The 20185-nt window shown below is 34.0% G+C and carries 20 protein-coding genes; 2 read left to right on the top strand and 18 right to left on the bottom strand.

Annotated elements, in window-relative coordinates; genetic code table 11:
- Positions 1-59: 59 nt before the first annotated feature.
- The 4 genes from AC0J6S_RS00340 to AC0J6S_RS00325 form a co-directional block, all read right to left on the bottom strand.
- Positions 60-1556 (bottom strand): ankyrin repeat domain-containing protein, encoded by a 1497-nt coding sequence (locus AC0J6S_RS00340; RefSeq protein WP_474954920.1) that lies wholly within the window; start codon positions 1554-1556, stop codon positions 60-62.
- Positions 1557-1824: 268 nt separating this feature from the next.
- Positions 1825-1995 (bottom strand): hypothetical protein, encoded by a 171-nt coding sequence (locus AC0J6S_RS00335; RefSeq protein ID WP_474954919.1) that lies wholly within the window; start codon positions 1993-1995, stop codon positions 1825-1827.
- Positions 1996-2127: 132 nt separating this feature from the next.
- The gene (locus AC0J6S_RS00330; RefSeq protein WP_474954918.1) at positions 2128-2607 is read right to left on the bottom strand and encodes a DUF6265 family protein; all 480 of its coding nucleotides are present in this window, start codon (positions 2605-2607) and stop codon (positions 2128-2130) included.
- A gap of 325 nt (positions 2608-2932) precedes the next feature.
- Complete coding sequence (locus AC0J6S_RS00325; protein WP_474954917.1) at positions 2933-5224, bottom strand: DNA topoisomerase 3; 2292 nt, start codon at positions 5222-5224, stop codon at positions 2933-2935.
- 591 nt (positions 5225-5815) lie between these two features.
- Here AC0J6S_RS00325 and AC0J6S_RS00320 point away from each other — a divergent pair.
- Positions 5816-7252 (top strand): glycosyltransferase family 2 protein, encoded by a 1437-nt coding sequence (locus AC0J6S_RS00320; protein ID WP_474954916.1) that lies wholly within the window; start codon positions 5816-5818, stop codon positions 7250-7252.
- Positions 7253-7668: 416 nt separating this feature from the next.
- On the opposite strand, the gene AC0J6S_RS00315 is transcribed toward AC0J6S_RS00320, so the two are convergent.
- The 6 genes from AC0J6S_RS00315 to AC0J6S_RS00290 form a co-directional block, all read right to left on the bottom strand.
- On the bottom strand, positions 7669-8121 hold the full coding sequence (locus AC0J6S_RS00315) for a peptidase associated/transthyretin-like domain-containing protein (RefSeq protein WP_474954915.1): 453 nt from the start codon (positions 8119-8121) through the stop codon (positions 7669-7671).
- A gap of 279 nt (positions 8122-8400) precedes the next feature.
- Positions 8401-9483, bottom strand: coding sequence for an L-dopachrome tautomerase-related protein (locus tag AC0J6S_RS00310; RefSeq protein ID WP_474954914.1), 1083 nt, complete (start codon positions 9481-9483; stop codon positions 8401-8403).
- 426 nt (positions 9484-9909) lie between these two features.
- The gene (locus tag AC0J6S_RS00305; protein ID WP_474954913.1) at positions 9910-10497 is read right to left on the bottom strand and encodes a hypothetical protein; all 588 of its coding nucleotides are present in this window, start codon (positions 10495-10497) and stop codon (positions 9910-9912) included.
- Between the two features lie 593 nt (positions 10498-11090).
- Complete coding sequence (locus tag AC0J6S_RS00300; RefSeq protein ID WP_474954912.1) at positions 11091-11630, bottom strand: hypothetical protein; 540 nt, start codon at positions 11628-11630, stop codon at positions 11091-11093.
- 235 nt (positions 11631-11865) lie between these two features.
- Positions 11866-12591 (bottom strand): hypothetical protein, encoded by a 726-nt coding sequence (locus tag AC0J6S_RS00295; protein ID WP_114754468.1) that lies wholly within the window; start codon positions 12589-12591, stop codon positions 11866-11868.
- 28 nt (positions 12592-12619) lie between these two features.
- Positions 12620-12988 (bottom strand): hypothetical protein, encoded by a 369-nt coding sequence (locus AC0J6S_RS00290; RefSeq protein ID WP_474954911.1) that lies wholly within the window; start codon positions 12986-12988, stop codon positions 12620-12622.
- Between the two features lie 577 nt (positions 12989-13565).
- Here AC0J6S_RS00290 and prfA point away from each other — a divergent pair.
- Complete coding sequence (prfA, locus tag AC0J6S_RS00285) at positions 13566-14642, top strand: peptide chain release factor 1 (protein WP_113665376.1); 1077 nt, start codon at positions 13566-13568, stop codon at positions 14640-14642.
- Positions 14643-14721: 79 nt separating this feature from the next.
- Here prfA and AC0J6S_RS00280 read toward each other — a convergent pair whose 3' ends face one another.
- From AC0J6S_RS00280 to AC0J6S_RS00245, 8 genes are all read right to left on the bottom strand, one after another.
- A complete protein-coding gene (locus tag AC0J6S_RS00280) occupies positions 14722-15066 on the bottom strand; it encodes a hypothetical protein (protein ID WP_474954910.1) in 345 nt (114 codons plus the stop codon).
- 12 nt (positions 15067-15078) lie between these two features.
- Positions 15079-15615, bottom strand: coding sequence for a hypothetical protein (locus AC0J6S_RS00275; RefSeq protein WP_474954909.1), 537 nt, complete (start codon positions 15613-15615; stop codon positions 15079-15081).
- Positions 15616-15699: 84 nt separating this feature from the next.
- Positions 15700-15996 carry a YtxH domain-containing protein gene (locus AC0J6S_RS00270; RefSeq protein WP_474954908.1) on the bottom strand — a complete coding sequence of 99 codons (297 nt, stop codon included), beginning with the start codon at positions 15994-15996 and terminating at the stop codon, positions 15700-15702.
- A 32-nt stretch (positions 15997-16028) separates the two neighbouring features.
- Complete coding sequence (locus AC0J6S_RS00265; protein ID WP_474954907.1) at positions 16029-16172, bottom strand: lmo0937 family membrane protein; 144 nt, start codon at positions 16170-16172, stop codon at positions 16029-16031.
- 25 nt (positions 16173-16197) lie between these two features.
- Positions 16198-16836 (bottom strand): porin family protein, encoded by a 639-nt coding sequence (locus AC0J6S_RS00260; protein WP_474954906.1) that lies wholly within the window; start codon positions 16834-16836, stop codon positions 16198-16200.
- A gap of 350 nt (positions 16837-17186) precedes the next feature.
- Positions 17187-18977, bottom strand: coding sequence for a sensor histidine kinase (locus tag AC0J6S_RS00255; protein WP_474954905.1), 1791 nt, complete (start codon positions 18975-18977; stop codon positions 17187-17189).
- A 1-nt stretch (position 18978) separates the two neighbouring features.
- Positions 18979-19425 (bottom strand): response regulator, encoded by a 447-nt coding sequence (locus tag AC0J6S_RS00250; RefSeq protein ID WP_474954904.1) that lies wholly within the window; start codon positions 19423-19425, stop codon positions 18979-18981.
- An 11-nt stretch (positions 19426-19436) separates the two neighbouring features.
- Positions 19437-20000 (bottom strand): helix-turn-helix domain-containing protein, encoded by a 564-nt coding sequence (locus AC0J6S_RS00245; protein WP_474954903.1) that lies wholly within the window; start codon positions 19998-20000, stop codon positions 19437-19439.
- Positions 20001-20185 lie beyond the last annotated feature (185 nt).

Genomic DNA, 20185 nt, shown 5'->3' with positions numbered 1-20185 from the left:
ATATGGTAGCGCCATTGTTTATTATTGTTTGTGATTTTGTATCACGGCGATTTATATTGTTATTTTAAAAATTCTAGGGCTATTTTGTTAGTTGTTAACGATTCGTTTTCTTTGGCTAAAGCATACGCACTTTCATCAAAATCAGTGGTAATTTCTTTTTTAGCGCCGATAGAAATAAGGTATTTCAAGATAGCATCGTCTTTTGAAATCATAGCAGCTTTGTGCAACGCTGTTAAACCATCTTTGTTTTTGGCATTGATATCGATGTTTAAACCGGCGATTTTTTTTAATAAAGCCAAATCGTTTTTAATTACAGCAAAATGATACAATGTATTTCCGTCTTTTTGAGGGGTGACCAAATTTAAACCTTTATCCTGAAGTAATTTTATTTTGGTTTCAAAAGGATCTTGAGTCGTTGCATCTGGTCCGCGACCTGATTGTCTATTGGATTGTATCAGGTAATATCCTAAATTGTTTCCGTCTTTGTCAAGAACTTTTGCATCAGCTCCTTTGTTCAAAAGTACTGTTATAGTCTCAGGAGTTCCTGTTTTTACAGCCATTGTCAATGCTGATTCTCCTTTTGTATTTTGAATATTATTGTTTTTTACTATTGGCAATAACAGTTCCAATGCGGCAATATCTCTAGCCGAAGCTGCTGCCATTAATGCCGTATTTCTCTCGTTATTGGCTTTATCAGCATCTACACCTTTAGACAAAAAGTAAGTGATGATTTCGGTTTGGTTGGTTTTGCTTGCTAATAAATGAAGTACCGTTTCACCTGATTTGCTTGTAGCAGTTGGTTTGATTTTTAAGTCTTCAACTAAGTATTTGTATGTTTCAAGGGGAGTTACATCTCTACGGGAACCTCGTGCTGCAAAAAGCAATGCATTATCAGTAGCTTTTACTCCTTTTTCTAACAAGGATTTTAATAATGGTAGGTTTCCTGATTTTGCTGCATAATCAAAAGCAGTATTTCCATCACTATCAGTATCCTTAATCGACATTCCTTGGGTGGTGAAATAGGTAGTAAGCGTCAGGTTTTTGTCGGATGCAATTGCCATTAATAACAGGTTAACATTGTCTTTATACTTTTTCTTTGGATCAGTTCCTGCTTTAAAAAAAGCCTCATACAAAGCGGTATTGCTTTGACCTCCAACTGCCGCAAAGGTTAGCGCAGTTTCTCCTTTGCTGTCTTCTAGATTAAGATCTGAGCCTTTGCTGATAAGGTATTCTACAATTGCTACATTTCCTTTATTAGCTGCCCAGTGTAAGTAAATACGATTGTCATGTGTCAATTTATTGACTTCGTTCCCTGGTTGCTCCAGTAAGAATTGGATGGTTGCTGCTGGCGCATCATTATTAATCGCCATAACAGTGACATCAAAAGCATTAGAAGTGGAGGCGGAAGGGCTGTTACCTTTTGCTATTTCAGCTTTTACTGTATTCACATCTGGACTTGTTTTCCAAAAAGATTGCTCCAAAAGCGTGTTTTTTTGCTGCGCATTCACAAATAAAGTGGCGACTAAGGCAAAAGAAATGAAAAGATTCTTTTTCATAATTTTTTTATAAGGGTTCTTAGTAATAGAGGATGTGTGCTTGTTTAATTCACTTATTTAGAATAAATAAAAATAACGCAAATGTAAAAATAAATTGCATAAAACCAATTATTATTCATGCTATTAAATAATTTTTTTTGTTTTTGTATGCTTGTTTACACTATTTAGATATAAAAAGAATTGAAAGGTTTAATGTAATTGCCTTAAATTATTCAATTTTCTTCTTTGTATTCACTTATGATGAAAACGTTGTTGTGTTTTTATTTTTTTATTTCGTCCTCACTAAATATTGAGTATTATTTTTAGTCGCCACTTGCTCTTTCAATAATTTAATGGTAACGGTATTGTATACTTGAGAATTTCCAATAATGTTCAAAAGCATTTTAGAAACTGTAGTGCTTTTTTCTCTTTTTATACTTGTATTTGTTGGTTTTAACAATAAATTCTTTTAGGGTTTTAACAGAATTTTTTTCTTGCTCTTTTTTTCTTGAGCGTTGGTCTTCATACCAATTTATAAAAAAACCTTGCTGTTTCGAGCAAGGTTGTGATTAGATTATAAAATGTTACATTTTTATTTGATTTTTTTCATCGAAAACTGTTCGGAACTTGGTTTCCCTTGTTGGATTCCCGAAATTTTTGCCACTAAACTGTCAGGAATAATTTGGGTATAACTTATTTTTTGAGGATAATCGTGTTTGGTATTTTCAAAAACCATTTGCTTTTCTGTTGCAGTTGTCAATTTGAAAGCGACCGGTTTGTCATTATTTTGTCCTTTTACGGTTGCGGTATAGGTTAATATTTCACCTTTTTGTTGTAAAGTTATAGATTCAAAATGTAGCGTGTCTTTTTCTTTGATGAAGTACGATTGCGCTTGAAACGTGCTGTCGTTTACTTTTTTCCAATATTCGGTTAGATTACCATCAACGGCTTTGTTTTCCCAATCTCCCAAAAGCCAATTGGCAGCCTTGATTTTTTCTTTTTCATTTGCTTCAGAATCTTTACAAGAAACCAAAGCAAGCAAAAGCAGTATAAAGGTCGTTTTTTGAAACATAAGCTTAGATTTATGGGTTATTTATATGGAGCTAAATTATGAAAAAATAGAATAGGTGTATTTTATTTTTAGTTTTCTAATTCTAAAATCATAATAAATATGCTTAAATACCAACTTATACTAACAATTACACGGTCTCAAAATTAACATGTAAGTCATATAAGGACATATAAGCAATTGTTTTGCAGCTAACCTCAATAATCTTATATGACTTATATGTTTTTAATCTCAAAAATTTATTAGGTATTTCAGTTAAGAAAGGGGTATTAATCTTTCTTTTAAAACCAAATTTAAATGTTCTTATATGACTTATATGGTGAAAAAATTAAACACTGGCTTTCAAAATAGTATAAACCAATTCCTTCGTTGGTTCTTGGTCTTTTAGTTTTAATCGGACGGTATCAAAAGTGACTTTGAAATCACAGCCTGATTTATATTGACTGCAACCATAAGCCGCTTTTCCTTTTAGCACGGTTCCTTTCTGGCATTTCGGACAGGTTAATTCGTTCGGTACGGCTTTCGCCAAAGTTTTCTTCGGTTCTAATTTGAGTTGGAAATTTTCGTCAAAGTGGAGTAAACCTTCCACAATTCCGGCATCGGTTTTAAAATCTTTTAAGTTTACGGTAGATCCTTTTTGGAGCAATCGCAAGTATTGATTTTCGGAAATTTTTTTATCTGCAAAAGTGTAAGGCAATAAAAAGGTGCAACCCGCTTTATAATCGGAACAGCCATACGAAGATTTCCCTTTGATAAGTGTTCCTTTTTTACATTTCGGACAGGCTTCCGCCAAAATTCCTGCTGCTTTCTTTTTCTCGACTTTTGCCACTTCTTTTTGAACGCTTCCCGCATGCGAAATATTGGCGCGTCTGGTTTCACTTCGGACTTCGTACACCAAAGTTTCGACCATGTTTTTCATATTCTTGATGAAAGAACCAGCGGTAAACGTTCCTTTTTCGATATCTTTCAACTGCTTTTCCCAAGAACCAGTCAGTTCTGCCGACTTTACCAATTCATTTTGAATGGTATCGATCAATTGAATTCCCGTTGGTGTTGGCAAAACCTGTTTTTTGTTTCTTATAATGTATTGGCGTCTAAAAAGCGTTTCTATAATATTGGCTCGCGTGGACGGACGACCAATACCGTTTTCTTTCATCAATTCGCGTAAATCTTCATCATCCACTTGTTTGCCAGCGGTTTCCATAGCACGCAATAAGGTGGCTTCGGTAAATTGATTCGGTGGTTTGGTTTCCTTTTCCAAAAACGAAGGTTGGTGTGGTCCTTTTTCGCCTACAACAAAACTGGGCAAGATATCGGCTTCTTTTTCTTTTGTATTCGGATCTTCGAAGACTACTCGAAATCCTTTTTTTAAGATTTCTTTTCCAGTGGTTTTAAATAAAACATCGGCAGCTTTCCCGCCTACGGTAGTATTGGCAACCAAACAATCGTCATAAAACACGGCAATAAAACGTTTTGTAATAATATCATAAACCTGTTGCTGATTGTACTGCAAATTATTTTGTACGCCAGTTGGAATAATAGCGTGGTGATCCGTTACTTTTTTATCGTTGAAAACTTTGGGTGATTTTTTAATCTTTTTTTTCAAAAGCGGTTGAGTCAACGCGGCGTAATTCGTCAGGTTTTTCAGAATACCCGGTACTTTTGGATAAATATCATTGGGTAAAAATGTGGTATCGACTCTGGGATACGTAACTACTTTTTGTTCGTACAAAGTTTGTACAATTTTAAGCGTTTCGTCTGCCGTAAAACCAAATTTGGTATTACAATACACTTGCAAGCCTGTTAAGTCAAACAGCTTTGGTGCAAACTCATTACCATTCTTTTTTTCGACGGAGACAATTTCGAAATCACTTTCCTTGACTTTATTGGAGAGAATTTCGCCATCTTCCTTTTTCAAAAAACGTCCTTCCTCATAACTAAAAAGCGTTTCTCGATACAAGGTTTGCAATTCCCAATACGGTTGCGGTTTAAAATTCTCAATTTCTTTGAATCGGTCTACGACCATTGCCAATGTTGGGGTTTGCACCCTTCCAATAGACAAAACTTGTTTGTATCCTCCATGTTTTACAGTATACAAGCGCGTGGCGTTCATACCAAGTAACCAGTCGCCAATGGCTCTGGAAAATCCAGCGTAGTATAAATTATCATAGTTGGCAGATGGTGTCAAGTTCTGGAAACCTTCTTTGATGGCCTCGGTGGTTAGTGACGAAATCCACAAGCGTTTTACCTCGCCTTTGTATTTGGCTTCGTTCATCACCCAGCGCTGAATGAGTTCTCCTTCTTGCCCGGCATCCCCGCAGTTGATGACCAACTCGGCTTTGTCAAACAAACTTTTTATGATTCTGAATTGCTTTTGAATCCCCGAATTCTCCACCACTTTGGTCTCAAATTTCTCGGGAAGCATTGGCAAGTTGTTGAGGTCCCAACTTTTCCAATGCGGTTTGTAATCGTTGGGTTCTTTCAAGGTACATAAGTGCCCAAAAGTGTAGGTGACCTGATAACCATTGCCTTCAAAATAGCCGTCGTGCTTGGTATTGGCTCCCAAAACGGATGCGATTTCGCGGGCTACACTTGGTTTTTCGGCAATACAGACTTTCATTTTTTGCTATTGATTTCAGGGCGCAAATTAAGAATTTAGAAATTGGTATTAAAAAGAAATCGGAACGAGTTATGAACGGCTTGGGGGTGCTATTTTTAGGAGCAGAACGAATAGTTTTTTCAATCACGAACCGTCCTGCTGTCCGCTGTATTCAGGCTAAAAAGCCTGGGATGCCGCTTCCATCAGGGCTAAAAGATTTCGTTCTATTTTCATAATAACGAAAGAAAATATAAAATGGTGGAAACAGATTTTTATTCTACAGGCCGAAATCAGCGTTCTGCATCTGCTCATTTTTATGGATTTGTCTCCGTTTGTGTTCAATAACGTGAAGCTTGTGATAACGGGTTTCAAGTGGGTAAATGTTGTGTAGATACACCTCAATTGGGTAATAATTACCCAATTGTATTTTGACGTGTTTTTAGTAATGTATTGATTATTATGATTTTATGATTTTGGAACAAGTATTGTTAAATCGAATTGTATAATTCCCACTATCCATTTTATGTGAGTATTTATTTTGTATACACAGTAAATAAAAAAAAATGAAAAGTGAGATTTAAATGAAACAACCTACAATTTTAATAGTCAATTATGAAAAATGAAACCAGTATTTTAAAACAAGTTTATTCTCCAAATCCTGATTTGAGCTCCATTTTTCGAATTAATTTCAGGTCATTCAAAGTTAATTTTAAGAAAAACAGCAGTCCAACAGCGGTTTTAGTGCTGTTTGGAACATTTGTACTACTTATAACAGGAGCATTATTGGTTTATAATTTGCAATCTGATTTTGAAGCCTTACATAATGACAGAGTCAATTCGTTCTGGGGATTGTCATTTTTGATTCTGACCATTTCGTTATTTGTATTTTATGCGAGTGTCTTTTTATTTAACCTGTATCTCTATTTAGTTTATAAACCTATTGAATCCGTAGCAGATGAGTTATTACCCACTTGTACGGTAATTGTTCCTGCTTATAATGAGGGAAAATTGGTTTGGAATACGTTGATTAGTTTAGCTGAAAGCGATTACCCCAAACATAAATTGCAGTTATTGGCCATCGATGATGGTAGTAAAGATGATACTTGGTATTGGATGCAAGAGGCAAAATTGAGATTAGGAGATCGTTTGTCTATTTATCAGCAACCTAAAAACCAAGGGAAGCGTCATGCGTTGGATCGTGGCTTTAAGATGGGTACCGGAGAAATTTTTGTAACAGTAGATAGTGATTCGATTGTCAAAGTGGATACGCTGCGAAATCTGGTAAGTCCGTTTGTTACCAATGAAGATTGTGGTGCTGTAGCTGGAAATGTTCAGGTTTTGAATAATCAAAAAGCTATTTTACCTAAAATGTTAAATGTGAGTTTCGTAATGAGTTTTGAATTCATGCGTTCAGCAGAAAGTAGTTTAGGTTCTGTTTTATGTACTCCGGGAGCAGCAGCAGCGTATCGTAAATCGGCTGTCCTTGAGTGTCTTCCGGAATGGATTAACCAAACTTTTATGGGGAAACCTTCGGATATTGGCGAAGATCGTGCAATGACGAATATGATATTGAAACAAGGATATAAGGTGCTATTCCAGAAGAATGCTTTGGTTTTAACTAACGTACCGGAAGAATATACCGGTTTGTATAAAATGTTCATCAGATGGGGTAGAAGCAACGTCCGCGAAAATATTATGATGGCAAAATATGTTTTCAAGAATTTTAGAAATGGAGCAAAATTTGGAACCAGGCTTTTGTTTTTAAACCAGTCGCTAAAGATAATTATGGCCATTCCTTTCCTGCTACTTATGGTGTTTCTGATCCTCACGCACCCTATTTTAGTGATTAGTTCTACGCTTTTAGGAATATTAATTTTTTCCAGTTTTCCGGTCTTATTTTATGCAAGGCGCTATTCAGTTCTAGAATCCTTTTGGGCGTATACGTACAGTATTTTTTATACTTTTAGTCTGTTTTGGATTTTGCCTTATGCTATTTTTACCGCTAATAAAAGCGGATGGTTGACACGAGGTTTGTCGCAGCAAGAATAATGGCTAATTTGTAATTGACACAAAAAAGGCTTGAAATATTTTAAAATATTTCAAGCCTTTTTTGGGTTATTTTTTTTTCATAATAAGGGATTAGGTTGTTTATTATGGTTTTGGGTGTGCTGTTTTTTAGGAGCAGAACGAATAGTTTTTTCAATCACGAACCGTCCTGCTGTCCGCTGTATTCCCGATTAATAAAATCTACGGTTGAAAAAGCCTTGTTTTTCTATATCGGGAGATGCCGCTTCCATCAGGGCTAAAGATTTCGTTTTATTTTCATAATAACAAAAGAAAGAAACACTAGTGTTAGAGCAGGTCATTGCGAGCATCGAAGCAATCCCATCCAGTTTGTCTATTGTTCATACTCATGAGCACAAAATGCTACGGTAACACTTTAAAAAATCTTTATAATCAAGTACTTATTTGGATTTCATTTCTTTTACGCCTCCCTCACAGTTAATCAGAGGTCTGTCGTCTTCTGTTAAATAAAAATCAATACTAATTTCTCTTTTATTTTTTAGATCAATAAAATTAGTTTGAATTGTTTTGTAGCCAATTGAAATTACTTCAATAAAATAATTACTATACGTTGAATTTTCAGTCTTTATAGCATATTCTCCTGTTGAGGAAACTTGAGTTTTAAGGCAAGATGTTAGCAATGTTGTATTATTTAGCGGTTTGCCTGTCTTGACATCGTACACTTTACCCGAAATGATTAATTCATTAGAATTTGGTATCGACTTTTCCTTGCTGTTGATAATTCTATATCCTCCTGCATTATAAGTGGGAATCAGATCCTTTTTAAAGGAAGAACAACTAACCAAAACCAATAGACAGGTAAGTATTACTGATAGAGAGATGTGTTTTTTCATGGTTTTAAGTGCTGTAATTATTTCTAACTTGAAATTAGTTGCAGCTGAAAGCTAAGTTGCTATCCGAAATTACATTTTAAAAACATCCAACCTTTGCGCAACTGTAGCTGTGGATTTGCAAGTTGTGAAAGTAGTGAAACGTATTAGCTTAATAAAAAAAATGGATCCGATTTTTCGGACCCATTTTATATCATATCTTGAAACTAAAAACGAATGTTTAATAGCAGTAAACTTTAAGTCCGTTGCAAATGCTGGATTTGTCAGAGATTTTTTTTTTTACTATTTAGCTAATTTGATTTTGTTTAAAGTAAAAGTCAAATTTGAAATATCAGCAGTAACCTCATTTATTCTTGAGTTAGTAAAATACAAGTAGTTGTCATAAATACTAAATGTGTCTGCCCATTTAATCTTTTCACCTTCTACCAAAGTGTGAATACTGCCATCTGGTTTTCGATACTGAATTTTATTGTTTTCTAAATCGGCATAATATAAATTACCGTTGTCGTCAAATAGCATGCCGTCCGGTGCTGCAGTTTTTGCTTCAAATCGAACGCTTTCTTCTATGCTTTTTTCATCTTCAGAGTCAAGCATATTTGTTGCAATTGAATAGAGGCTGTATCCTGTAAGGGCATGATAATAAAGACGGTCGTTTGCAGTGTCCAAGGCTATTCCATCAGAATGAATGGTATTTTCCCATTTTTTGTCTCCAAATGTCAAAAAGCCTTGTTCGGCAGCTGTTGATTTGTGCTTGTCTAAAACTCTTCTAGAACGACCAGATTTAATGTCTAGGATGACAATACCAGAGTTTCCTGAGTCAGTAAGATAGATTTTTTGAGTTTTTTTATCTACCCTAAGATCGTTGATATAAGAATTAGGGTGGTAGCTGTTTTTATCTAGAATATAGGTTTTAACTAATTTATCAGTAGCTAAATCAAAAACAAAAATACGTGGTGCATCCAGTACATTTTTAAATAATTGACTTCTGGTGTCTAAAACATACAATTGATTTTCAAAGGCAACTACTGATTGTACTCCAACAAATTTATTTGGCACAACTGGCTGTCCAATCTCCCAAGAATTCCAGTTTTCATCAGGATAGCTTTTTTGAACGGTAGTATTTGTTATTTCCACTACGGAATTAGCAACTCCTTTTCTCCATCTCGGAAAGTTTACAAAAATACGCCCGGAATCAGTAAGTGTGACTCCGGTAACTTGTTGCCCTTTGAAGGCAGCAACTTCTATCACTTGATTTGCTGTGCTGTCAACTTGTTGATTTTTAACTTCGGCCGCTTTCTTGTTAGTTGTTTCTTTACACGAAACAAAGAATGTAACGATTGAAAATATAAAAAGGATCTTTTTCATTGTAATTGGTTTTAACTGTGGGCGACTGGATTAAGTCATTTCGAGGAACGACGCAATCCCATTCCTATTATTTCCTGCTCGTTGTGTGCACAGTTTGCAAAACTACGGTAACTCCTGTGAATATCCGAGTGATCAGGCTTATTTCCTATCGACTTGTTTGAGTCATTGCGAGGAACGACGAAATCCCATCCAGTTTATCTATTATTTATTCGTTTCTCGTTGTGGGCAAAGCATTGCTGTATGTCGTTCTAACTTTAGCAAATTTTATTTCCCTGTGTTTATTGATTATTGGGATGGCTACGAAGTCAGAGACTTCGCAGAGCAATCCGGATTATATTTTGTTGATACGACTTATTCATACTTCGCAGAGCTGGCAAAGTTATCGCGTTGCAAACGCTACGATTGTGCTCAAAATTTAAATTCATCCTACTTAGAAGAATAGTTTGTCCCTTTTAAGATTGCCATCTTTTTTACCTCTTCTCGAAATAGAAGTAAAGCTAATCCGGAAGCAAATATTATACAGCTGATTAACATTAGAAAACCATTATTCCAAATGAAGTAGGAAAGTCCAACAAAAGGACCACCTATTACTACCATAAGAGCACTTACTGGATTTGTTTTGATGAAGTTTAGCGCATGAGCAGCCAAACCTATAAAAAGTAAAGATGGGCCAACAATAATAAATGGGTATAAGATTAATGGTGTATTACTTATTTGTTCTCTTAATTTTTCGCTGCCAATAGCATCATTACCAAAACTCCACATAATAAAATCAATTGTGCAAAGTCCAATATGAGCAATAATTCCTAGAGTTGTAATTACAGAAGCTACGGTGTTAATCTTGTTCTTGGGAAATACATTATTAAAAGAAAATAGTAACACAGCTCCAATTAAATTAAACCAATGTGCTAGATCAATATATTTTTGAGTGTTCAATGAAATAAGAGCAAAGAATACATAACTTGTAACGAAAAAAACGAGTCCTATTGCGCATAACGTTTTTGGTTTGATCATAATTTATTTAAGGTGAATTATTGTTTTGCTTACTTAATTCTTACTACGAAGTCGGGAGACTTCGCAGAGCAATCTCGATTATATTTTGTTGATACGACTTATTCATACTTCGCAGAGCTGGTTTGTTAGCGCTAGGCTAAAGTCATTGCGAGGAACGAAGCAATCCCATCCAGTTTGCCTATTATTTATTTGCTTCTCGTTGTGGGCACAGTTTGCAAAACTGCGCTAACGATTGTGGATATTAGAGTGATCGGTCACAGCCTTTTCCCGCCCTCGCGGGTAATTAATTATTTTGGATTATTCCAGCCAGTTAAAAATTCTCCTAAAGCAAAATCAAGAAATATAACTATCACAATTATTGTTACAATAATTACAATAATCTTTAATGTTTTTTTATTCATTTTAATAATTTATTTTAAACGGACCACTAACGTTTCTAGTACTAAAGCGGGTTTGGGACTAAATTAATCCCATTATTCGAATTTGCCACCCGAGCGATAGCGAACAGGCGAAGCAAATCATCCCAAATACAAAACCCACTTTCCATTAAGACAATTGCCCAAATCCGCTGTAGTGGCTTTTGGCAATTGGCTTTACAATTTAATTGTTACATAGTATTCTGTTATTCTTAATAGTACAAAACAAATAAAAGCAACAGCTAATTTGATTATAAATTTATTTTTTGGTTGTTGAGGTGTATTGAGATTCATTAAAGCCTTTATGCTTTGAATAACTTTATCTTTATTTAACCATAAAATTATTAGAAGTAGCACTTGATATAGAATAGCTGCTTTCAATGCTCCAAGATGCACTTCGAAATATATGTCTTGTAAAATCACATTTACAAGTATAGTAGATGTAAACAAACAACCAATAATTCTAGTTCTTTTCATTAAAATTAATGTTCCTCCAATTATTTCAAAAAGTCCTAAAGTTAATGCATATGATTTGGAGTAACCATAAAAAGCCCACATCAATTCCATTCCAGTCAAGTCTGAAACAGTTTTGTTAATTTCAGACGCTCCATCAAATTGTACTATTTTACCTCCACCATAAACAAACAGTGCAAATACCACAATCCAACTAATTGCATTTTCAAAAATCTCTATTTTATCTTTTCTGTCGAATGTCATTCTTCGTGTTTTTCTTTTCGCTTGTTACCCAAAGGCTAGCGTGAGTTAAGTCATTGCGAGGAACGAAGCAATCCCATCCAGTTTGGCTATTATTTTATTTGCTCATTGTTGTGGGCACAGAATGCAATTCTGCGCTAACGATTGTGGATATACGAGCGATCTGGTATTCGAGCAATCGGGTAACTATTGTGGATATTTGAGAGATCGGTTTCCACTACGTCTTTTTTATAAATTATTAAAGCTTATTTTTAGTTAATTCTGCAATTTTAATTAATAAATCATTACTAGTATCCATACTCAACTGTCTAGTATTTATTAGAATTTGATTTGAATTTTGATAAATGTGAATATTCTCTCTTTTTTTAAGAATGCTTTCATAATAACTTACACTAAAAATATTCTCTATTTGTTCTTTTTCTAGATAACTTCCACAAGCTAAAATAATAATTTCAAAAGATTTAAAGAATTTGTTATTTAACATATTTAAGCGTTCAAAATTATCAAATCTTTTAATTTCGCTATATTTCGAAGGAATAAAATTAATTTCACTTAAAAAAGCATATCTAAAAAATTCATTTTCTGATTTTGGAATTGAAGTATAAATATGATTTAATAAGGTGTAATATTTATTCCAAGTATGACCTGATTTATTTTTATTCAAATATGGAAAAAACGTATTTATGTAATTTTCACTATCGTAAAATTTATTTTTATTACTTCCAATATTATTTTTTATATAATTATCCCATTCTCTAGGATTATTTATACTTTCATATTCTAATTGTTTTAAATTATTTTTATCAAACCCCTTTTCTTTACCTAAAATTAAAATTTTAGCATTTGGATTACCAAAACCAATAAAGTATGGATTTGGAGAGTTTACATTTTCTGGATTATTATAAAAATTATTACTTTTAATTACAGCGAAATTCACTAAATCTTTAAAACTTTCTTTATACATTTTCAATTGATTTATATTTCAAATTATTTTATACGTGTTTTTCATTCCAAGTTTTTTTCAACAACCACCAAGCTAATTTGAAGGGAAAAAAAAGCAGCCATAAAATAATGCTGAGTAATGAAAATGAACTTTTTTGTTTACTGTAATTTGTTTTTTTTACATATTCGTTTTTTTGAACTTTTGTTGTTTTAGGCAATCGAATGTCTTCTATATCGCATACTATTTGATTAGGTTTAATTCTCACACCTGGAAAATGAATTGCTAAAATTGCTAATTTAACTTCATCTCTTTTTAATCCTGTTAAAGTAGATGCTGTTCTATCGTCTAATTCAATAGTTTTATTAATAATTATTGGACCATTTAATTGTCCAGTACCTCTAAATGTTACTTGTTTCATATTTTTTTTTAACTAGTCAGTAATTTACGTATATGTTTGAATATAAATGACTTAGCATCCCTAAACTGTATTGTTTTTTCTAATGAGCGTCATTAGTTATTTTCAAATATATAACTTTATTCCGAAAATACTGATAAAAAACATCTCAGTTTTATATCATTCTCAAAACTACTTCCTTTTATTTTAAGAACTTTACGGAAAACCGTAAACACTATTTATTTAACCCAAACGCCTAGCCCTGATGGAAGGGAAAATCCTTTTTTTATAAAACGCGAAGCAAGTTTTATAAAAAAGATTGGAATGACAGCATGAAACAGCTCCTGAAAAAATTACAAGTTAATGAAGAATGGCTATTCTAACCTAGATTGTATAGCATTTGCCTATATTACTTCGGTAGTTAAATTTCCTCGAGATCATCGTATTTTATCATTCCGAGAAACGAGGAATCACATTGGTAACTCGTTATGAGATTCCTCGTTCCTCGGAATGACAAGTAGCTACTGAAATAGCAAAAAACGAATCTTGCAAACTGAATACTTTTTTCGTAATTTTGCAGTCTAAATAAAGGACTAAGAAAATGTTAGATAGACTTCAAATAGTAAAACAACGTTTCGATGAGATTTCGGATTTGATTATTCAGCCGGATGTAATCTCGGATCAGAAGCGTTATGTGCAATTGAATCAAGAGTACAAAAGTTTAAAAGCTTTGGCTGAAAAGCGCGATGAATACGTTATTTTGATGGCGAATATCGATGAAGCAAACGAAATAATTGCCGATAACAGTGATGCAGATATGACCGAAATGGCCAAAATGCAACTCGACGAAGCCAAAGGAAGATTGCCGGAACTAGAGGATGAAATCAAGTTTATGTTGATTCCGAAAGATGAGGAAGATGCCAAGAACGTGATGGTCGAGATTCGCGCCGGAACCGGTGGGGATGAAGCCAGTATTTTTGCCGGAGATTTGTTCCGTATGTACACGAAATATTGTGAAAACAGAGGTTGGAGAACTTCTGTGGTGGATATGAATGAAGGTACTTCGGGTGGTTTCAAAGAGGTAATTTTTGAAGTTACGGGCGAAGATGTTTACGGAACTTTGAAGTTTGAGGCTGGTGTTCACCGCGTGCAACGGGTACCACAAACGGAAACGCAAGGACGTGTTCACACATCGGCAGCGACAGTTATGGTGCTTCCGGAAGCGGAGGAATTTGATGTTCAAATCGATATGAACGATGTTCGTGTGGATTTTTTCTGTTCGTCAGGACCTGGTGGACAATCGGTAAATACTACGAAATCGGCGGTTCGTTTGACCCACATTCCAACTGGTTTGGTGGCACAATGTCAGGATCAGAAATCACAACACAAGAATAAAGATAAAGCTTTTGGCGTTTTGCGTTCCCGTTTGTACGAACAAGAATTAGCTAAAAAGCAAGCCGAAGATGCAACAAAGCGTACCTCACAAGTAAGTTCTGGTGACCGTTCAGCAAAAATCCGTACCTATAATTATGCTCAAGGTCGTGTTACTGATCATAGGGTAGGAATGGATGTTTTTGATATGGACGGCGTAATGAACGGTAAAATTCAAAAATTGATTGATGAGCTTCAATTGGTCAACAATATGGAAAAACTGAAAGAAGCCAGCGAGGCTTTCTAAGAAACCAGAATGCTACAAAACCAAAAACCAGCGAAAAGAAATTTTCCGCTGGTTTTTTTGCATTCATAACTAACCAATATTATTTTTCTGAAAGGTTTGCGCCTTTTAAAATTCCTTTTTGTTTCCGAATAGAATTCCTGAACGCTTCATATTTGGCGGTTGCGGAATCAATTTTGGCATCAAAGGCCGCTGTATCCTCTAAGTTGTCAATCGTGCTGTTGAGTTCAGTGGATTGTTTTTCGAAATATTTTTCAATTGTAGACCAATTGGCCGCTGCATCAGCAGTAGTTTTTTGGGTAACAGAATCTATAAAGCGAATGTATTTATTTGTAACCAATTCGGCTTTCTTTTCCTTTTCGCTTTTACACGAGGTAAAAGTGATTGTCAGGAAAAAAAAACCGAATAGTAGTATTGCATTTTTCATTTTGGGTTTTTCTTATAATTTGAAACCGTATGCTAATCGAAGTGATATTTGTCCTAAACCATCTTTGACTACGTTGTTTTTAATTACCGAAAAGTCATTAAAATGTTCATATCGTAAACTGATGTCAATTTTATCTGTTGCATATCCAATGGCTGGGCTCAATAACAAAGAGGTATCATTGTATCCGTTTGTCACGGCAAATGCGGCACCAACTTCTCCCATTAAATACAATTGGTCTTTAAGGACAAAAGCTTTGAAACCCGCTTTTGCAGGAATGTAACCCAAGTCATTGTTATCACCTGACACAAACATATTGCTGAATCCTGTGGTTAGGGTCAACGAATATTTTTGGGATAAATCATATTGGAGTCTTGCATCGGCACCCAAACTGAAATCGTACGGATTGTCAAGAGGAAGTCCTCCGTTGATTCCAACTCCAAGACGAAATCCCTGATCGTAATTTTGTACTTCCTGCGCACTTGTCGTCGCTATTCCTAATACGATAGCTACCGTTGTGAAAACTGTTTTGATATTGAATGTGTTTTTCATAATAATTTACTTTAATGAATAAATTTTTGAGCTTAATTTTTGAATTATACCTTTTATACATTTCCCCTGAACGGAAGTTGTCTCTTAAAGCGTTGGCTTATTGATGTTTTTCAAGTTGTCTGCATTTGCAATTTCTGCCTTAATGACCTCTTTTGTATTTCCAAACAATTGTTGGGATTCGTTTTTGAGATCATTTATTGTTTGCGAAATCACATTGGATAATTTATCCGATGAATCTTTAAGCGACTCTGCTAAGTCCGTGCTTTTATCCACGATTTTTTTTCTGGTTTCGCAACCTTTCGCCGGGGCAAATAGTATTCCCAAAGCCGTTCCTATTGCTAATCCTCCAAGTATTCCTAGTGCTATATTGTTATTTTTCATGGCTTTATTTTTTTAAAATTTAAATTATAATGTTATCCTCTTATTACTCGCAGTAAAATGGCTATTACTGCTATTATCAATAAAACATGAATCATGCTGCCCACGCTGTAAACGAAGAATCCTACCGCCCAAAGGATCACGAGCACCACTGCAACTGCGTATAATAAATTTGACATGATGTTCTTGAATTACTGTTTAGTATTAAAATTTTATCGCTGCGTATATACTCAAAACGCTGTTTTTAGAATCTGGAAACGTGTAGGTTTGTCCAAGAACTGTTCTTTCTTTTCCCACAGTGTTTAAACCGTAATTGTATCTGGCTCCGATTCCAAAGCTGTCAAAATCAAATCCAACTCCAGCAGCAACACCAAAGTCAAATTTATTTAAATCGTCTTCATCAATGTTCTCTTCAAAGTTGTACGATCCATTTGCGGATTCGTTGGTGATTTTTGAGTCTACCAGAAATGCTGCGTAAGGACCAAATTGCACATTGAAATTCTTTGTAAGATTTGCTTTCAACAATACAGGAACTTCAATGTAGTTCAGTCTGAATTTTCCTGTTCCTTCTGCAAATGCGTTGTCGTATTGCAATTCCGCTCCTTTTGTAGTGTAACTAACTTCTGGTTGCAGTGATAGGCTTGAAGTTATAGGAAGCTGCGCGAATAAACCAATATTGAAACCGGCCAGAACATTTTCGTCGTCAACATCTTCAGTATATAAATTAGAGATGTTAAAACCTCCTTTTATTCCTAATGATGCGCCAGTTTCTTGTGCTTGAATTGCATTTGTAGTTCCTAATGTTACTAAAACAGCGGCTAATACTCTCTTTAAATTTTTCATCTTTGTATATTTTTTATGTGTTCATTTTTGTTTTACAAAGATGCGATGGCGATTGCAATTGCATGTTACATCAATTTCGAATATTGTTACAGAATTTAAATGTGGCATTATAGAATTTGGTTTTTATCAAGCAAGACCGGCAATAGCAATTAGTTTTAGAGTGGGTTCAGTCGTGTTTAGAAGATGAAGGATGATATTTTGAAAATAAATATCTAATCTGTTGATTATTTAGTTTTTATATAAAAAAAAATACTTTTACAAAACCAAAATAGGTATGTAAAAGTATTTGATAATAGGTTTTCTTAAAAATTTAAGGAGAATGTAGTATTTTCAGAAGAAGGGAATGGTTTTTATTCAGCAGGAATATAAATAGTAAATGTGGCTCCTTCATTGAGTTCAGCATTCGCTACGATAAATCCTTTGTGGTTTTCTACTATTTTTTTACAGATTGCTAAACCAATTCCTGTTCCTGCGTATTCATTTTTGTTGTGCAGTCGGTTAAAAAGAATAAAAATCTTTTTAGCATATTCTTGTTCAAAGCCTATACCGTTGTCCTCGATAGTAATTTTGTAATATTTAGCATTGTTATTGTTGTTAGGAAGAAAATTATCTTCCTGCGCACTGATTAGCGTAGAATTTATTTTAATAACTGGCGCGACATCTTGTTTGCTATATTTTAATGAGTTGCTGATAAGATTAATGAATAACTGTTGTATTTGGAAAGGAATTACACGCAGGGTAGGCAGGGTGTTGCTTTCTATGATTCCATTTCTCTCCTCAATGACTTGAGCTAATTCTTGTTTTGCATTATCTAATAAGGAGTTCAAATTAGCCTCTTCAAAAACTTTTTCAGCTTTATTAGTTCGGGAGAATTGTAATAAATCTTCAATAAGAACGCGCATTCTTTTTGCTGAAGATTGGATGCTGGAAACGTATTGCTGACCAGATTTAGATAAATTATCATAATCTTTACTCACTAGTCTGGAAAGAAAAGTTTCTATTTTTCTTAGCGGTTCCTGTAAGTCATGACTGGCAATATAATTGAATGCGGTAAGTTCTTTATTGTTGCTTTCCAGTTCTCTATTACGTTCCTCAATAAAATTTTGAGCATACATCTCTTCGGTTACATCGCTGGTAGTTCCGATGTGTGTTTTCTCACCAGAAGCAACGGTTACAACCCTCCCCAAAGCTCTAAAATATCTGACTTCACCATCTTTTCGTATAATTCTATAGGTAAAAGGCGGCAATATAGAGTCGGTAGGAATAATATTTGCATTATCAATTACGTGTTGTAGATCATCAGGATGCACAAATTTATAAAACTCTTCCACACTTGCTTTGAAGGACTGGGGTTCACATCCCAATAATCGGTATTCGTTATCAGAGAAAGTGTAGTCATGAGTCTCAAGATTGTATTGCCAACTTCCAAAACCTCCTACAATTTCTGCAAGTTTACTGGCTTCAATCGCAACAGAAAGAGTATTTATAGTGCTTTTTAGGATGATTAAATCCCGGTTCATTTTGATAAAAGCAATTGTGATTAAAATAAGTGTAACAATTAGCGTTAAATAAATGAGTAAAGGCGTATAATTCATTGTAGATTCATACTCTTTTTGTCTGTTATTCAGTAGGTTTTTTTGGGCAATCATCATGTCTTCAATCTTCAATCTAATAGAATCCATAGCCTGTTTACCTATTAAAAAATTAGAAACTAATTGTTTCTCATCATAATTCTTTTGCTCTGTGAGGTATAAGGTTTTTGAGAGGTAATTTTGCCTTTTATTAATAAAAAACAACAGTTTTTTTAGATTTGCCTGCTGTGTTCTGCTATTCTTAGTAAGTTTAGATACTTCGTTAAAAGATATCTTAACTAATTTTTTTGATTTCAGGTAGGGTTCCAGAAACTTTTTGTCCCGAGTCAGGATATAACCTCTTTGACCAGTTTCAGCATCTTTTATGAATGAAATTAAGCGTTCAAGTTCAGTATTCACTTCATGACTATTACTTACATAATTGGACAATTTTTTTAAAACCGTAATATGTTTGAAAGTAATACCGCCAATAAAAAATATTACTGCAACAGAAATAATAAAAATTATTTTTAAAAAAAGCGGTGATTTGTGAAGTTGCAAATAATTCATTTTACATTCTCATTAAAAAATTATCTTTATTCAGCCCAGAGGTATGGTATTGCCAATTGATGGTCACTACTTCTGAAAGGATTTTTTTTAAATTATCGAAATCATTTGGTTTCTTAATGTAGATATTGGCACCGTTTATAAACGTTTCTTCAATATGCTCTTCAGATGATGAAGTAGAATAGATGGCTATTGCAATGTCATTCAGTTTTTCGTTCTTTTTAATTTCCAAGAGACATTCAACTCCATTCTTTTTTGGCATGTTTAAATCCAGAAACAAAACGTTTGGCAAAACAGAATCTTCATGATTAAGATAATCCATTAACTCAACACCATCATTAAAAGTACTCACTTTTGTATTTATTTTCAATTCATCAAAGGCATCCGTAAAAAACAATCTGTCATCTTCGTCATCGTCCGCAAGGCAAATATTTATAAAATCAGTAGTCATATACTATTGGTTTAATTGTTGTTTTTATTGGATAATTCTCTTCGTTTCGAAATAATTCTCTGGAAAGCGGAAGGCGTCATTCCTGTTGTATGCTTGAATTGTGTGCTTAAATGTGCTACACTCGAATAATTCAACTGAATGGAAATTTCAGTTAAATTAAGTGGCGTGTTGATCATCAATTGTTTCGCTAATTCTATTTTTTGAATAATGATAAAATTTTCAATAGAAGTATAGGTTACTTCAGAAAAAACATTGGACAAATAGGCATAACTAAGATTTAATTTATCCGCAATATACACGGAGCTTTTTATGTTTAACGGCTTATCACTGTTGACCATTTCAACGATAGCGTCTTTTATTTTTTGAACCAAAACACTTTTCTGGTTTTCAACTATTTCTATGCCATATTCTTTAAAAACAACAGTGATTTCAGCTACTTTTTCAGAGGGTATTTTTTCTAAAAAATTAAACTCACCAAACCCGATAATATTAAATTTATACCCCAATTCGGAAAGTTTTTCCTGGACAATTTTTTTTGTCAGTTGAGCATAATCAAACTTCAAATATACTTTCATAAATATTTTTGTTTAAGGGTAAAGATATAAAAAGGTTGCTTTCAAATTCATCTTGCGTTTCAGAGAAAATTGAATTTAAAAACCGAAAAGGGTTATGAGTAAAATTTTGTATCAGTTTTTTTGTAACTAAATTTTATATTTTTATTGATTATTAATGTTTTATATGAGCATTTTCTTGTTTTTAA

This window comes from Flavobacterium sp. TS_SC_5 (assembly GCF_056156265.1).
Note: the sequence above shows the minus strand (reverse complement) of the source record. Positions and strands in the feature narration are given on the sequence as shown.

Bases quoted from the DNA above. Each gene is read 5' to 3' on its own strand.
- AC0J6S_RS00340 (WP_474954920.1), bottom strand. From the start codon at position 1,556: ATGAAAAAGAATCTTTTCATTTCTTTTGCCTTAGTCGCCACTTTATTT.
- AC0J6S_RS00260 (WP_474954906.1), bottom strand. From the start codon at position 16,836: ATGAAAAATTTAAAGAGAGTATTAGCCGCTGTTTTAGTAACATTAGGA.
- AC0J6S_RS00255 (WP_474954905.1), bottom strand. From the start codon at position 18,977: ATGAATTATTTGCAACTTCACAAATCACCGCTTTTTTTAAAAATAATT.
- AC0J6S_RS00265 (WP_474954907.1), bottom strand. From the start codon at position 16,172: ATGTCAAATTTATTATACGCAGTTGCAGTGGTGCTCGTGATCCTTTGG.
- AC0J6S_RS00295 (WP_114754468.1), bottom strand. From the start codon at position 12,591: ATGTATAAAGAAAGTTTTAAAGATTTAGTGAATTTCGCTGTAATTAAA.
- AC0J6S_RS00315 (WP_474954915.1), bottom strand. From the start codon at position 8,121: ATGAAAAAACACATCTCTCTATCAGTAATACTTACCTGTCTATTGGTT.
- AC0J6S_RS00320 (WP_474954916.1), top strand. From the start codon at position 5,816: ATGAAAAATGAAACCAGTATTTTAAAACAAGTTTATTCTCCAAATCCT.
- AC0J6S_RS00270 (WP_474954908.1), bottom strand. From the start codon at position 15,996: ATGAAAAATAACAATATAGCACTAGGAATACTTGGAGGATTAGCAATA.
- AC0J6S_RS00300 (WP_474954912.1), bottom strand. From the start codon at position 11,630: ATGACATTCGACAGAAAAGATAAAATAGAGATTTTTGAAAATGCAATT.
- AC0J6S_RS00305 (WP_474954913.1), bottom strand. From the start codon at position 10,497: ATGATCAAACCAAAAACGTTATGCGCAATAGGACTCGTTTTTTTCGTT.
- AC0J6S_RS00275 (WP_474954909.1), bottom strand. From the start codon at position 15,615: ATGAAAAACACATTCAATATCAAAACAGTTTTCACAACGGTAGCTATC.
- AC0J6S_RS00330 (WP_474954918.1), bottom strand. From the start codon at position 2,607: ATGTTTCAAAAAACGACCTTTATACTGCTTTTGCTTGCTTTGGTTTCT.
- AC0J6S_RS00250 (WP_474954904.1), bottom strand. From the start codon at position 19,425: ATGACTACTGATTTTATAAATATTTGCCTTGCGGACGATGACGAAGAT.
- AC0J6S_RS00325 (WP_474954917.1), bottom strand. From the start codon at position 5,224: ATGAAAGTCTGTATTGCCGAAAAACCAAGTGTAGCCCGCGAAATCGCA.
- prfA (WP_113665376.1), top strand. From the start codon at position 13,566: ATGTTAGATAGACTTCAAATAGTAAAACAACGTTTCGATGAGATTTCG.
- AC0J6S_RS00310 (WP_474954914.1), bottom strand. From the start codon at position 9,483: ATGAAAAAGATCCTTTTTATATTTTCAATCGTTACATTCTTTGTTTCG.
- AC0J6S_RS00280 (WP_474954910.1), bottom strand. From the start codon at position 15,066: ATGAAAAATGCAATACTACTATTCGGTTTTTTTTTCCTGACAATCACT.
- AC0J6S_RS00290 (WP_474954911.1), bottom strand. From the start codon at position 12,988: ATGAAACAAGTAACATTTAGAGGTACTGGACAATTAAATGGTCCAATA.
- AC0J6S_RS00245 (WP_474954903.1), bottom strand. From the start codon at position 20,000: ATGAAAGTATATTTGAAGTTTGATTATGCTCAACTGACAAAAAAAATT.